The organism is Pseudomonas sp. F-14 TE3482 (genome assembly GCF_053629455.1).
Genome location: NZ_JBRJII010000001.1, coordinates 5025050 through 5039637 on the forward strand (window position 1 = coordinate 5025050; position 14588 = coordinate 5039637).

The following is a 14588-nucleotide window of genomic DNA, read 5'->3' on the forward strand; positions in this document are numbered from 1 at the left end:
ATATTCCAGACACAAAGAAGCCCGCTCTACTTCTAGGCGGGCTTTAGGCATTCATCGTTTTAAGCTGGTTTTCCGCCACTCTTGAAACCATCAATAATCCATACGACTAATCGGATTAGGAAGTGAATAGATACAAGATAGGCAATAGTACCGCCAACCCACGCATAGACATATTGGAAGTAACGCCAACTATGGAATTCGTATATTGCAAGGTAGGCCACAAATATAGCCATCACCAGCCCAAATACCACTGGCCCTATCCTTAACACCTGGGCCAGACGCCAATAGCCCTCATGCTTGAACCAGTCAGGCCGCTTGAACAGAAAGTTTTTCAACATCGCCTACTACCCCATTCCATTCCATAGATACAGCTCCGCGTTATTCGTCTTGAGCAGCTTCAAGCTTCTGAATCTCACCCTCAATCGCTGAAAGCTGTGTACGCAGATCAGCAGCTTCACTCTTCAGGAAATTCAGGTAAGCAGCAGCTTGAGTAGCTTCGAACTTCTGACGCAGTGTCAGGCCAGTACGAGACGACGCACTAGAAGGCTTGGAGCCTGTCGCTCGTGGTGCATCATCGCCCTCAATCCATTTCTTGAACACTTGATAAGATGGTTTGCCCGGCTGCTTACAGAAGGCTGTCATTGCAGCGCCTGAGAGGTTGTATTCAGCAATCAACGCCTCCCGCTCTTCTGGTGTGTAGCGTTTGCCTTGGATGGCTTGCTTGGGAGTGCTGGCGGTGCTTTCCTTGGTCTTGCGGCGTCCGTGAAGGACTATATCGGGGCCGTTAGCTATGCCAGTCATTGTGAAGCTCCTGTGCGTGGTGATGTGTTGTATGAATGTAGCACAAATAAAGGAACGCCCACATGAGAGACTTAAAACCCTAACAGCCAAGTCACCCTACCTTGAACCTTTAAAACGCCTACAATCGCTTCTCAGGACTTTACAGAGACTTCCATAGCCAATGCTTACGCTCCCTTAGTGATAGCTACACATTCTACATTCGTTGTCACATACCAAGGTGCTGCGAGACGCTCTAACGACTTCTGAGCAATAGCAGCGGTGAACAAGCACGCCTGTAGATTCTCAACGTTGTAATCAACCTTGCGTGAGCAGTTGTAGATGTAAGCCTTGCACGTTGTCACTTGCGACACAGCACCATCACGACCATAGCCCGTTGTAGCTGTAGCAATACTAGATTGCTCTATCTGATAGGCAGCAAACGCAATGACTATAACGCCTGCGACAGCTAGTAGAATTTTCTTGATCCTGTGTTTCATATTTATAACTCCCTGTGTGTTGTTATTGTGTAGCTCATTCTACACAATTGTATACTCAAGGTCAATCAGTTGTTGACATACACGACAGGTGTGCTAGGAGCACGAGGCACGCATAGAAATATTTCTTATCTCACCCATTGACAAAGCAGGATTCTGGGATACCCTAAAAGCTCTTTATGGGTTATTGAGAATCTTTCTCATATTAGTATTACTCTAGAAGTAGTATTCTCTCCAAATAGTATTACTAATATATTATTTAATAAAAATCCTTATAAATTATAGGGTTACTAGCTCAGAAGGTATCACTTTAAAGCTCACGCTTTCCCGCGTAGCAGCTCTGCCCTTCTCACTTCTGTGCCTAGAAGCCCTGTAGTGCGTTCTGAGCGGTGCTAGTCTGATATAGCTATGCTGGCTTGTACTTGTGCTTAAAGCCGCTCCTGCGACATCTCAGATGCCTTGCCGCCTACCTCAACCCCCCCTACCACCCGTGCTAATGCCAGAGTGCCACTTTCCGCGTGCAATGCTGATAAGATCGGTTTCCCACATTGGAGACACGCAGCATGGCAACGGAAGGTAAGCATTCCCCTTTTTCGATTAAGACGATGGTGCTTTCGGGTGGTGGCTTCCTTGTCGCATGGGGCGCCACGAAGCTACTAGACACTTACTTCGATACAACACTCCTGCAAGACGCTAAGGGTTGGCTGTTGCGTGCGTGGAGCTGGCTTCTGTTAGACACACCGATGCCAAATTGGTCGCTGCTAATGATTATCGTGGTTTTAATCAGCACGCTGTCTGTCGCGATTTACTACTACCGCACCACTGACGGTGCCTATGGCGACTTACATGAAGCAGAGCTAGCAGTTTACAAAATGAACAATCCTCAGTCCCCTCAGTTGACTGATGTGCAAACACATCTGGTGGAAGCTTTGGCCTTTCATGCAAATTATGCCAAGACCGCAACTGTGGAATCAGTTTGTAAATTTAGCTCGTTAGGTAAGCTGCAAGCTGAAGCTGGTCTAGAGCAACTCGAAGCTAAAGGTCTGGTGAAGCGGAAAGTGTTCAGAGGTACATTCGCCACTACCACTTTTGAACTCACCTTGGCAGGCAAGGAGTATGCGTTAGAGCAACTTGAGCTGACCTAGCCAATACGCCCAAGTAGGGTAGGAACTAATCCGCATGAAACCGCTACAAGCCACACGGAACGTGGCCTAGAGTCACTTTTTACCTGACATATTTATCAAGATTTACCAGTCTTGATAGTGACCTTTGAAAGATCAAGCTTACCAAGTTGCGAGACATCTACAGGCTTACTCTTTGGAGCCTTCCCTTCCCGCTGGATAGGGAGTTTTACTAATTTCCCATCCGGCAATATTACCTTATGAACGTCTTCAGCTCTGCCCCAACCTTCATACATGAACACTTCATTCTCAAATATCACACGTCCGTCTGCGTGACACACAAGCTGATAGCCGACACTCTGTAGGAGTGCGTTAGCCTTCATTGGGTCTTTGGTGAAGTCAGACATATTCTTCATCTTATCCATAATGCTTGCTGACTCGCTAGTAACAAGCCCGTCTTTCTCTGCTTGTAACACTCTACGTTCATCACGCAATGTAGTCAGCATTTGCAACAGGTCTTCATTGTCGTCGTCAAGAGTTGTAATCGCAGCTACAACACGAGTGATTTTCTTAGACACTTCTCCAATCTCACCTTCAAGCTCCATGTCACGCTTCTGTGAAGCTGTGAGCTGCTGACCTTCAAGAGCCTTCAGGATGTGTTTAGCGTTCGTCAGACGAAAAGCTAGGTCAATGATAGGCTCAGGGATAGAACGATTATTAGAACAGCCTGTAGCCCCACGTCGGGCTCTACTGGAACATTCCATAGACGTCTGTCCACTTGAACGAAAGAACTTTGTGTTGAAGTTTTTCCCGCATTCAGCACACACAACAAGACCAGTAAAGCGGTGTTTGGTTGGCAGCCCTCTAGGACTGAACTTCTCTTCCATGCGCTTCTGTACGCGGTAGAACAGCTCAGGTTCGATTACAGCCGGGTACACGCTGGGAATCCCGTTCCACTCGCCTATAGCTGTGCGGTTGTTCATCCAACGTTTCACGGTGCTAGGTGCCATGCGAGCTAACAGGGGGTTATCGTTCCCTTCGAAGATGCGTTCAAAGATTCTTCTTTCGCCTAGGCCAGCCGCGTAGTCTTCAAATGCTTGTTTTACCAATGGTGCAATCTCTGGAATCAATTCACCTTCAGATGTGAGCCAAACGGGGGTGTTCCTTTTAGGAACCACTCCTTCAGCCGCTGCCTTCTTCCTAGAGGAATAGCTAGCCTTCATGCGACGGCTGAGAGTGTCTGAATATTGGTGAGCCTGTTGAACCTTCGCCACGAGTAGAAACAGATGATTACTGTTTGCAGATTCGCGGTTGTATCTGATGCCATCATCTAGGGTAACGATGTCTACGCCACTGCTCACAATGCGAGACAGGAGCGGCAACATTTCCATAGGTTCAAGACGCCCGATTCGATCCATCGCTTCAATCAGGATGACATCGCCCGGTTGTATGCTTCCATTTTCGATAGCCGCTAGGAGCAAGCCAAAGCCGCTCTTGAGGTGATCCCCGCTGAAACCCGAGATACCCAAGTCCTTAAAGCTCTCACTCGACAGGGTGAAGTCAGGGTTGGCCGTGAGCCAGCTCGCAAGCATGGATTGTTGCCGTTCATGGCTGCTACCCTTCGCCTGCTTACCAGTCGAGAAGCGTATATAGGAAATGGCCTTGGACATCGTGAAACCCCAGTGTTTTATAGCGGGACCGAGCGTAGACGGAGTCTACCACTCTTATATACATTGCCGTATTCTTCACCCAACCAGTGTACTACGAGTTCAAGGACCTGAAAGTGCCGACCCTGCTGCTGATTGGCACCCGCGACACCACGGCCATCAACAAGAACATCGCACCGCCCGAGGTCAAGGCGAAAATCGGTCATTACGACGTACTCGGCAAGCAAGTGGCGAAACTGATTCCACAGTCGACGCTGATTGAATTCCCGGGCCTTGGCCACGCGCCGCAGATGGAGGAGCCAGCCAAGTTCCATCAGGCGTTGCTCGGCTGGCTGAAACCCCAGTGTTTTATAGCGGGACCGAGCGTAGACGGAGTCTACCACTCTTATATACATTGCCGTATTCTTCACCCAACCAGTGTACTACGAGTTCAAGGACCTGAAAGTGCCGACCCTGCTGCTGATTGGCACCCGCGACACCACGGCCATCAACAAGAACATCGCACCGCCCGAGGTCAAGGCGAAAATCGGTCATTACGACGTACTCGGCAAGCAAGTGGCGAAACTGATTCCACAGTCGACGCTGATTGAATTCCCGGGCCTTGGCCACGCGCCGCAGATGGAGGAGCCAGCCAAGTTCCATCAGGCGTTGCTCGGCTGGCTGGACAAACCCAATCCCGTTCGTTGATGAGGTGAGGCTGATGGCGGTGCAGATTGCGGTGATCGATGACTGGCAGGACGTGGCTCGCGACGTGGTGGACTGGTCGGTGCTGGACAGCATCGGCCAAGTGAGTTTTATCCATGACTACCCGGCCGACAACGAAACCCTGGCCGAACGCCTCGGTGCATTCGAAGTGATCTGCGTGATGCGCGAGCGCACCCGGTTCGACGAAGACCTGCTGCGCCGCTTGCCCGCACTCAAACTGCTGGTCACCGGCGGCATGCGCAACGCTGCCCTGGACCTGAAAGCCGCCGCCGCGCTGGGCATTCAGGTGTGCGGCACCGACAGCTACAAACATGCCGCCCCCGAACTGACCTGGGCGCTGATCATGGCCGCGACCCGCAACCTGGTGGCCGAAGCCAACGCCTTGCGCGCCGGTCAATGGCAACAGGGATTGGGCGGCGACCTGCAGGGCAAGACCTTGGCGATTCTCGGTCTGGGCAGCATCGGTCAACGGGTAGCCCGGTTCGGGCAGGTGTTCGGCATGCGGGTGATTGCCTGGAGCGAAAACCTGACCGCCGAACGGGCTGCCGAGGTCGACGTCACCTATGTCAACAAGCAGGAACTGTTCGAGCAGGCCGATGTGCTGTCGGTCCATCTGGTGCTCAGCGAGCGCAGCCGAGGGCTGGTGGACGCTCAGGCACTGGACTGGATGAAACCCACGGCATGGTTGGTCAACACTGCCCGCGGGCCGATTGTCGATGAGTCAGCGTTGATCAAGGCGCTTCAAAAAAAACGCCTGGCGGGCGCGGCGCTGGATGTGTTCGAGCACGAACCGTTGCCCCGCCATCATCCTTTCAGAACACTGGACAATGTGCTGGCCACGCCGCATGTCGGGTATGTCAGCCGGCAGAACTACCAGGTGTTCTTTTCGCAAATGATCGAGGACATACAGGCCTGGGCGGCAGGGGAGCCGGTTCGGATTCTCACCTAAGACCGCGTTATCGTTCATCGCGGGCAAGCCTCGCTCCCACAGGATTTGTATCGACCGTAATACCGTGATCGACACAAATCCTGTGGGAGCGGGCTTGCCCGCGAAGAGGCCCTAAAACTCACCATACTTCCCCCAAATTCTGCGCACCACAATGGCGCACACAACCTCCCATCACGCCCGATTATCGTGACTTCCCGGTCCCGATTTGACCCACACCAGAAAATAAACCTGCCCTTCGTCGGTGCGTCTCCCCGCAAAGCTCTATGCCTGTACCCTCTTTCGACCGATTGTCGAACAATTTCACCCGTTGGCCGCCCCCGCTCTAAGTTCTGGCCTAGACTGATTTTCGCGGAGTAAAACCGGCTGGTCATTCGGTGAAAATAATCGAAACTTTTGGTGCTGGCCTCGTGTCAGGTTAAAGGTAGGGCCACAGCGACTGGTGCATTCCTTGCAACAGCCACTTCACCCATTCTGCTTCAGCGCATGGGCAGCACTTGCTCACCGATGCGTAGCGCGTTTGCGCCCGGCCACAGGATTTGGCCACGAACACCGTTTGTGCCAGGCCTAGAATTAGATCAACAACACGGGAGATTCATATGATCAGTGCGGCTTTAGATATCCAGGGAGAACGTGCTCATCAGCAGGTCGGGGAAACGAGCACCGTCGGTATCCTCAATGCCAAATCGGTCAACATGCCGACCCCCAAGACACTGGCACCGGTAGTCAGTCAGAATCCCAACAAGAAAAGAGTCCTGTTCGTCACCTCGGAGATTGCCGACCTGGTAAAGACCGGAGGTCTTGGCGACGTTTCCGCCGCACTGCCCCGGGCCATGGCGCATCTGCATGATGTGCGTGTGCTGATCCCCGGTTATCCGCAAGTAATGAATAGCGAAAACCCGATTCATATCATCGGTGAACTGGGCGGGCACGCAGCATTGCCGCCCTGCAAGATCGGGCGCATGGACATGCCCGATGGCCTGGTCATTTACGTGTTGATCTGCCCTGAATTGTACGAGCGCGAAGGTTCACCTTACGGCGCCAACAACGGCCGCGACTGGCCGGACAACCACATTCGTTTCGCCCGCCTGGGCCTCGCAGCAGCCGATATCGCCGCCAACCTCGCCCAGATTCACTGGTGCCCGGACCTGGTGCACGCCCACGACTGGCCCGCAGGCCTGGCGCCGGCCTATATGCACTGGCGTGGCCAACGCACCCCGACCCTGTTCACCATTCACAACCTGGCGTACCAAGGTGTCACCAGCCTCGGCTCGTGCCCGGAACTCGGTATCCCCATGCATGCCTTGCAACAGGAAGGCATGGAGTTTTACGGCAAGATGTCGTTCCTCAAGGCCGGCATGGCCTACTCGAGCCACATCACCACTGTCAGCGCGACCTATGCCCAGGAAATCACCACGCCGGCCTTCGGCTGCGGTCTCGACGGTTTTCTCGCCGCCAAGACCCAGCAAGGCTTGCTCAGCGGGATTCCCAATGGCATCGATGAAAGCTGGGATGCAGCGACCGATCCGCACCTGTTCCACCCGTTTGGCATCGGCGACTGGGACGGTAAAGCGGTCAACGCCGCGCATGTTCGCCGGCTGTTCGACCTCGACGACTCCGAAGGTCCGCTGTTCGCCGTGGTCTCGCGGCTGGTCTACCAGAAAGGCCTGGACCTGACCGAAGCAGTGGCCGAATACATTGTCGATAACGGCGGGCAAATCGCGATCATCGGCCGTGGCGAACCGGAAGAAGAACAAGCCATGCGTGAACTGGCGTTGCGCTTCCCCGGGCAAGTCGGCGTGCACATCGGCTTCAATGAAACCGACGCCCGCCGGATGTTTGCCGGCAGTGATTTCCTGCTGATGCCTTCGCGTTACGAACCCTGCGGCCTGAGCCAGATGTACGCCCAGCGTTTCGGTTCATTGCCGGTGGCGCGCAATACCGGCGGCCTGGCCGACACCATTGAAAACGGCGTGACCGGTTTCCTCTTCGACGAATCCACGGTGGAAAGTTATCGCGAAGCCCTGAGCCGCGCGTTCAAGGTGTTCGCCTTCCCCGGCCTGCTCAACGCGATGCGGTGCCGAGCCATGGCGGCGCCGTTCAACTGGTGCAAGGCAGTCGAACCCTACGCCGAACTCTACGAAAAACTGGTGGCTAAAGCGCTGGGAAAATCGGGCAAACAGTAAGAGGCTTTCAACGATGCCGTTACGGACCCTTGAGACCTGGCCCCACGGCGCAATCATGCTGGACGCAGAACACACGCGTTTTGCCTTGTGGGCGCCAGATGCGTTTTTCGTCAGTCTCGAACTGGAAGATGGACAATCCCTGCCACTGCTGCCTCAGGCCGATGGCTGGTTTGTGATCAACACCCGCTGCGCCGCGGGTACCCGCTACCGCTACAACATCGATGGCGAGCTGGAAGTGCCGGACCCGGCCTCCCGCGCCCAGGCGGGCGATATCGACAGCCACAGCGTGGTGGTCGATCCCCTCGCCTATCGTTGGCAACACAGCGCCTGGCAAGGTCGACCGTGGAATGAGGCGGTGATCTACGAACTGCACGTCGGTGCACTCGGCGGCTTCAGCGAGGTTGAGCAATACCTGGCGCACCTGGTTGAGCTGGGTATTACCGCCATCGAACTGATGCCGCTGGCGCAGTTTCCCGGCGAACGTAACTGGGGCTATGACGGGGTTTTGCTTTATGCGCCTCAAGCCTCCTACGGCTCGCCCGAACAACTCAAACACCTGATCGACACGGCCCACGGCCATGGCCTGGCAGTGATTCTCGACGTGGTCTACAACCACTTCGGCCCCGACGGCAATTACCTTCATCGCTACGCCAAAGGCTTTTTCCGCGAAGACAAACACACCCCATGGGGCGCGGCGATCGACTTTCGGCGGCGCGAGGTGCGCGACTTCTTTATCGACAACGCGCTGATGTGGTTGCTGGAGTACCGCTTCGACGGCCTGCGTCTGGACGCGGTGCATGCCATCGAAGACCCGGACTTTCTTCAGGAGCTGGCGCAACGGGTGCGGCGGCAAACCGATCCGGCGCGACACGTGTGGCTCATGGCGGAAAACGAACACAACCAGGCCAGCCTGCTGGAACAAGGTTTCGACGCGCAATGGAACGACGACGGCCATAACGCCCTGCACGTTCTGCTCACGGGTGAAACCGATGCCTATTACGCCGACTATGCCCGGCAGCCCACCGAACAGCTCGCCCGTTGCCTGAGCCAGGGCTTCGTGTTTCAGGGCCACATCACCCGCCACGGTACGGCACGCGGTGAGCCGAGCGGTCACTTGCCGCCCACGGCCTTCGTGCTGTTCCTGCAGAACCACGACCAGATCGGCAATCGCGCCTTTGGCGAGCGCCTGCATCAGTTGGCCCATCCTGATGCCCTTTACGCCGCCACCGCGTTGCTGCTGTTGTCGCCGATGATCCCGCTGATGTTCATGGGCGACGAATTCGCCGTCGAGCAACCGTTTCTATTCTTCACCAGCCACCATGGTGAATTGGCGGAGTTGGTGCGCGAAGGACGACGCAATGAGTTCGCAGCGTTCAGCGCCTTTGCCGATCCGCACAAACGCGAGCAGATTCCCGACCCGAACGCGACGCAGACCTTCGAAGCTTCACGGCCGAAACTGAGCGCCAGCCGCCAATCGCCGGTTTATGAGCTGTATCGCCAACTGTTGAAGATCCGCCATCAACACATCATCCCGCACCTGCCCGGCGCCCAGGCGCTGGGGGCGCAGGTACTGGCCGCGGGCGCGGTGACGGCGCGCTGGCGGTTGGGCGATGGCAGTCAGTTGCGCATTGACCTGAACCTCAGCGATGCACCCGTGGTCCACACCCCACAGGCCGACGCGACATTGCTGTTCGAACACCCGCCACAATCGGCCGGTCTGTTGAATCAGGGCACACTTGCCCCGTATTGCGCGCTAGTCAGCCTCACGGCCGCAGCCCCTTTGCTACCCCCGGATGGAGAGCGCCCATGAGCAATGCGCAACTGGAAATACTGGCCAGCCGAGCAGGCCTGGCCGTCGACTGGATCGATGCCAATGGCCGTCCACAGAAAGTGACCCCGGCGGTGTTGCGCTCGGTGCTCAGCGGGCTTGGCCATCCCGCCAATACTGCCCAGGAGATCGACGCCAGCCTGCTGCAATTGCAGGAAGTGCAACAAACCCGGCACCTGCCACCGCTGTTGACCTGCGATGTGGGCGTCGGCCTGGACCTGGCCCACTACTTCGAACCGCAAACCCCGTGTGAAATCCATCTCGAAGACGGCTCACGGATCCACTTGAAGCTCGATGACAACGCTGTGTTGCCCGGGCTGGTGCCGGTGGGTTATCAGCACGTCAGCATCGACGATCAATCCTTCACCCTGGCGGTGGCACCCCAGCGCTGCTACAGCGTCGGCGACGCGGTTGACAGTCAGAACCCGCGTGCCTGGGGCCTGAGCGTGCAGTTGTATTCGCTGCGTCGCCCCGGTGATGGCGGTTTCGGCGATACCCAGGCCCTCGAAGATCTGGCCCGGGTGGCCGGGGAACGAGGCGCCGAAGCGTTGGCGATCAGCCCGCTGCATGCGATGTTCAGCGGCGATACCCAGCGTTACAGCCCTTACTCGCCGTCCAGCCGCTTGTTCCTCAATAGCCTGTACGCGGCGCCCGGTGCGATTCTCGGTGAGCGTGCCCTGCGCGCCGCGATCGACGCCACCGGCCTTGCCGCTGAGCTCAAGCACCTTGAAGCACTGCCGCTGATCGACTGGCCCACCGCCGCCGAAGCCAAGCATCGCTTGCTTGAAGCCTTGTATGAAGGATTCACCCACGGCGAACACCCCTTGCACCCGGATTTCAGCAGCTTCCGCCATGCCGGTGGCGAAGCGCTGGAAAATCATTGCCGCTTTGAAGCGATCCAGGAAGTCCGTGCGCGGGACGGTGAAAGCCTCGATTGGCGCGAGTGGCCCGAACAATGGCGTGACCCGCGCAGCACCGCTCTGGCGCATTTTGCCGAAGAAAACTCGACCCGCATCGGCTACTACGCGTTCTGCCAATGGCTGATTGCGCGCAGCCTGGAACGCGCCCAAGCCGCCGCCCGCGGTGCCGGCATGGGCATTGGCCTGATCGCGGATCTGGCCGTTGGCGCCGACGGCGGCGGCAGCCAGGCCTGGAGTCGTCAGGACGAATTGCTCGCCTCGCTGACCGTGGGTGCGCCACCGGACATCCTCAATCGTTCCGGCCAGGGCTGGGGCATTTCCGCGTTCTCCCCCGAAGGTCTGGTGCGCAACGGCTTTCGTGCGTTCATCGAAATGCTGAGGGCCAACTTCGCCCATGCCGGCGGCCTGCGTATCGATCACGTCATGGGGCTGCAACGACTGTGGGTGATCCCCAATGACGCTCCGCCCAGCGACGGTGCCTACCTCTATTACCCGGTGGACGACCTGCTGCGCTTGCTGACCCTCGAATCCCATCGACATCAGGCCATCGTCCTCGGCGAAGACCTCGGCACCGTGCCCGAGGGTCTGCGCGAGAAACTCATCGCGCGCTCGATTCTCGGCATGCGCGTGCTGCTGTTCGAACAGGACAATACTCACTTCAAGTCGATTCTCGACTGGCCGGACAACGCCTTGGCAACCACCAGCACCCATGACCTGCCGACGCTCAATGGCTGGTGGCATGGCCGCGATATCGACTGGAGCGCGCGCTTGAATCTGGTCGACGCCCCGGGTGAAATCGAATGGCGCCAACACCGTGAGCGCGAGCGTGAAGGTTTGCGTCGGGTGCTGAGCGAGGACCCGCAGAATTTCCGCGAGGAGTCCCACGAAACCGATCAGGTGCTCGACGCCGCGATCCGCTTCCTCGGCCATACCCGCGCGCCGCTGGTACTGTTGCCAATGGAAGATGCCTTGGGGATCGAACAGCAGGCCAACCTGCCCGGCACCACCGACACTCATCCCAACTGGTCCCGCAGGCTACCCGGCGACAGCGAAGCCCTGCTCGATGATCCGGACGCCGCCCGACGCCTGGAACTGCTCGCCTGTGCGCGACTTCAGGCGGCCGAGCGTGACCAATGAATCAACCGTTCAACCAACCGCTGCGGGCGACTCTGCGGCTGCAATTTCATAAAGGTTTCACTCTGGATCAGGCGGTGCCGCTGGTGCCGTACTTCGCCAGCCTGGGCATCAGCCACGTCTATGCCTCGCCGCTGCTCGCCGCCCGCGCGGGGTCCATGCATGGCTATGACGTGGTAGACCCGACCACGGTCAACCCTGAGCTGGGTGGCGAAGCTGCGTTGCGCCGTTTAGTCGCTGCATTGCGCGTACAGAACATGGGGCTGATCCTCGACATCGTCTCCAATCACATGGCCGTCGGCGGCGGCGATAACCCCTGGTGGCTCGACTTGCTGGAATGGGGGCGACTGAGCCCTTACGGCGAGTTCTTCGACATTCAATGGCACTCGCCCGACCCGTTGATGGAAGGCCAATTGCTGCTGCCTTTTTTGGGCAGCGATTACGGCATCGCCTTGCAGGACGGTACCCTGCCCTTGCGTTTCGATGCCCGGCGCGGCGCTTTTTATGTCGAGCACTACGAACATCACTTCCCGATTTGCCCCACCAACTACGGCGAATTGCTCAAGGCCGATGATCAATTGAATGCCGGGCAGGTCGAGCAGCTCAAATCCCTGGCAGACCGCTTCAGTACCTTGAGTTACCAGACCGACGCGTACAGCCTGGCAATTGCGCTGAAAACCGAGCTGCATGAACTCGCCAGCGATCCGGCGATTCTTCATGCCATCCAGCACACGCTCGGCACCTACGACTCGCTCACCCCCGAGGGTTTCCAGCGCCTGCATAATTTGCTCGAACGCCAGAGTTATCGCCTGGCCAGCTGGCGCACCGCGGCGGACGACATCAACTGGCGGCGCTTTTTCGATATCAATGAACTGGGCGGCCTGCGTGTCGAACGTCCGGCGGTGTTCGAAGCGACTCATGCAAAAATCTTCGAGCTGGTGGCCGAAGGTCTTGTCGACGGGCTGCGCATCGATCACATCGATGGCCTCGCCGACCCGCGTGGTTACTGCCGCAAACTGCGGCGCCGAGTCGATCGCCTGGCACCGGATCGGCACCTGCCGATCTACGTCGAAAAGATCCTTGGCGAGGGCGAAACCCTGCATCGCGACTGGTCCGTCGATGGCAGCACCGGTTACGAATTCATGAATCAGTTGTCGTTGCTGCAACACGACCCCGAAGGCGCCCAGACCTTGGGTGAACTCTGGAGCCGGCACAGCGAACGGCCCGCCGATTTCCGTCAGGAAGCGCAACTGGCGCGCCAGCAGATTCTCAACGGCTCCCTCGCCGGGGATTTCGAAAGTGTCGCCCACGCCCTGTTGCAAGTGGCCCGGGACGATCTGATGACCCGGGACCTGACCCTCGGCGCGATTCGTCGGGCCTTGCAGGAACTGATCGTGCACTTCCCGGTGTATCGCACTTATATCAGCCCGCTGGGCCGAAACTGCGCCCAGGACGAGGTGTTTTTCCAGCAGGCCATGGACGGTGCAAGGCAAACCCTCGGCGAGGCCGACTGGCCGGTGCTCGATTGCCTGTCCGGCTGGCTCGGCGGTCAACCCTGGCGCAAACACCCGGTGGGCCGCCCACGCAAACTGCTCAAGCATGCCTGCGTGCGCTTCCAGCAACTGACCTCACCGGCGGCGGCCAAGGCAGTGGAAGACACCGCGCTTTATCGCTCGGCGGTGCTGCTGTCGCGCAACGATGTCGGCTACAACACCGAGCAATTCAGCGCTCCGGTGGCTGACTTCCATGCTGCCTGCATCAATCGCCTCGCCGAGTTCCCCGACAACCTGCTGGCCACCGCGACCCACGACCACAAACGCGGCGAAGACACCCGCGCGCGACTGGCGGTATTGAGCGAGCGCAGCGCCTGGTATGCCGAACAGGTCGAACACTGGCGAACCCTGGCCGACAAATTGCGCATTGAACCCGGCGCGCCTTCGGCGGGTGACGAGCTGATTCTTTATCAAGCGATCCTCGGCAGTTGGCCGCTGGAGCTGCGCAGCGATGATCAGATGGCGCTCGAGAACTACGCCCAGCGCCTCTGGCAGTGGCAACAGAAAGCCCTGCGCGAAGCCAAGTTACAAAGCAGCTGGAGCGCGCCAAACGAGGGGTATGAACAGGCCACCCATGGGTTTCTCGAACGCCTGCTGCTCAGCCCCGAAGGCCAGCCACTGCGCACGGCCATCGGTGCGGCGACGCAGAGCATCGCCGCTCCGGGTGCATTGAATGGCTTGGCGCAAACCTTGCTGCGAATGACCGTGCCGGGGGTACCGGACCTCTATCAGGGCAACGAGTTCTGGGATTTCACGCTGGTCGATCCGGACAACCGCCGGCCGGTGGAATACATCAGTCGTCAGCAGGCCATGCACCTACGGTTGGCCCTGCCCGATCTGTTGGTGAGCTGGCGTGACGGGGGCATCAAGCAAACCCTGATCGCCCGGACGTTACATCAACGTGCCGAACATGCCGGGCTGTTTCAAAAAGGGACGTATCAAGCCCTGGAAGTCCTCGGCAGCCAGGCTCACCGGATACTGGCGTTTGCTCGTGAATGGCAGGGAAAACGGGCTATCGTGATAGTACCGATACGCTGTGCCGAACTGCTGGAAAACAGTGCCGTACCACAGATTGACGCGCCGCTCTGGGGCGATACACGCGTCACATTGCCGTTCGCCGTCCCTGAAGAAAATCTGAAGGGACTTTTTGCAAGCGTCACAGTCACAAAACACAGGGAGCTGATGGTCAGCGCCGCGCTGGGGGATTTCCCGGTCAATCTCTTTATCCAAACTACCCAAGCTTGAGTTCAGTTC

At 57.7% G+C, this 14588-nt stretch carries 9 protein-coding genes and 2 pseudogenes; 8 read left to right on the forward strand and 3 right to left on the reverse strand.

All coding sequences use genetic code 11. From position 1 onward, the window contains the following. Window positions 1-378: 378 nt before the first annotated feature. Both AB7M26_RS22615 and AB7M26_RS22620 read right to left on the reverse strand, forming a co-directional pair. Window positions 379-801 (reverse strand): hypothetical protein, encoded by a 423-nt coding sequence (locus tag AB7M26_RS22615; RefSeq protein ID WP_429386302.1) that lies wholly within the window; start codon window positions 799-801, stop codon window positions 379-381. Window positions 802-965: 164 nt separating this feature from the next. Continuing rightward, a complete protein-coding gene (locus tag AB7M26_RS22620; RefSeq protein ID WP_429386305.1) occupies window positions 966-1277 on the reverse strand; it encodes a hypothetical protein in 312 nt (103 codons plus the stop codon). A 560-nt stretch (window positions 1278-1837) separates the two neighbouring features. Between AB7M26_RS22620 and AB7M26_RS22625 the strand changes: the two genes are divergently transcribed. Then, the gene (locus AB7M26_RS22625) at window positions 1838-2419 is read left to right on the forward strand and encodes a hypothetical protein (RefSeq protein ID WP_429386307.1); all 582 of its coding nucleotides are present in this window, start codon (window positions 1838-1840) and stop codon (window positions 2417-2419) included. A 95-nt stretch (window positions 2420-2514) separates the two neighbouring features. Here the strand turns inward: AB7M26_RS22625 and AB7M26_RS22630 are convergent, their stop codons facing one another. Next, on the reverse strand, window positions 2515-4065 hold the full coding sequence (locus AB7M26_RS22630) for a recombinase family protein (RefSeq protein WP_429386310.1): 1551 nt from the start codon (window positions 4063-4065) through the stop codon (window positions 2515-2517). 44 nt (window positions 4066-4109) lie between these two features. Between AB7M26_RS22630 and AB7M26_RS22635 the strand changes: the two are divergent. The 7 genes and pseudogenes from AB7M26_RS22635 to AB7M26_RS22665 all read left to right on the forward strand — a co-directional run. Beyond that, window positions 4110-4397: pseudogene (locus AB7M26_RS22635) on the forward strand (alpha/beta fold hydrolase); the annotation flags it as partial. 40 nt (window positions 4398-4437) lie between these two features. Then, a pseudogene (locus AB7M26_RS22640) lies at window positions 4438-4749 on the forward strand (alpha/beta fold hydrolase); the annotation flags it as partial. Between the two features lie 13 nt (window positions 4750-4762). Beyond that, the gene (locus AB7M26_RS22645; RefSeq protein WP_123496828.1) at window positions 4763-5716 is read left to right on the forward strand and encodes a D-2-hydroxyacid dehydrogenase family protein; all 954 of its coding nucleotides are present in this window, start codon (window positions 4763-4765) and stop codon (window positions 5714-5716) included. 596 nt (window positions 5717-6312) lie between these two features. Further along, entirely contained in the window at window positions 6313-7899 is a 1587-nt protein-coding gene (glgA, locus tag AB7M26_RS22650; protein WP_123496830.1) for a glycogen synthase GlgA, read from the forward strand. A 13-nt stretch (window positions 7900-7912) separates the two neighbouring features. After that, window positions 7913-9709, forward strand: coding sequence for a malto-oligosyltrehalose trehalohydrolase (gene treZ, locus AB7M26_RS22655; protein ID WP_123496832.1), 1797 nt, complete (start codon window positions 7913-7915; stop codon window positions 9707-9709). Continuing rightward, complete coding sequence (gene malQ / locus AB7M26_RS22660; RefSeq protein ID WP_123496834.1) at window positions 9706-11784, forward strand: 4-alpha-glucanotransferase; 2079 nt, start codon at window positions 9706-9708, stop codon at window positions 11782-11784. The genes treZ and malQ overlap by 4 nt, the downstream gene beginning before the upstream one ends. Next, window positions 11781-14579, forward strand: coding sequence for a malto-oligosyltrehalose synthase (locus AB7M26_RS22665; protein ID WP_123496837.1), 2799 nt, complete (start codon window positions 11781-11783; stop codon window positions 14577-14579). Before malQ ends, AB7M26_RS22665 begins: the two co-directional genes overlap by 4 nt. The last annotated feature ends 9 nt before the right edge of the window (window positions 14580-14588 follow it).

Excerpts from the sequence above, each read along its gene's own strand:
- AB7M26_RS22615 (WP_429386302.1), bottom strand. The coding sequence starts at position 801 with ATGACTGGCATAGCTAACGGCCCCGATATAGTCCTTCACGGACGCCGC.
- AB7M26_RS22630 (WP_429386310.1), bottom strand. The coding sequence starts at position 4,065 with ATGTCCAAGGCCATTTCCTATATACGCTTCTCGACTGGTAAGCAGGCG.
- treZ (WP_123496832.1), top strand. The coding sequence starts at position 7,913 with ATGCCGTTACGGACCCTTGAGACCTGGCCCCACGGCGCAATCATGCTG.
- AB7M26_RS22645 (WP_123496828.1), top strand. The coding sequence starts at position 4,763 with ATGGCGGTGCAGATTGCGGTGATCGATGACTGGCAGGACGTGGCTCGC.
- malQ (WP_123496834.1), top strand. The coding sequence starts at position 9,706 with ATGAGCAATGCGCAACTGGAAATACTGGCCAGCCGAGCAGGCCTGGCC.
- glgA (WP_123496830.1), top strand. The coding sequence starts at position 6,313 with ATGATCAGTGCGGCTTTAGATATCCAGGGAGAACGTGCTCATCAGCAG.
- AB7M26_RS22665 (WP_123496837.1), top strand. The coding sequence starts at position 11,781 with ATGAATCAACCGTTCAACCAACCGCTGCGGGCGACTCTGCGGCTGCAA.
- AB7M26_RS22620 (WP_429386305.1), bottom strand. The coding sequence starts at position 1,277 with ATGAAACACAGGATCAAGAAAATTCTACTAGCTGTCGCAGGCGTTATA.
- AB7M26_RS22625 (WP_429386307.1), top strand. The coding sequence starts at position 1,838 with ATGGCAACGGAAGGTAAGCATTCCCCTTTTTCGATTAAGACGATGGTG.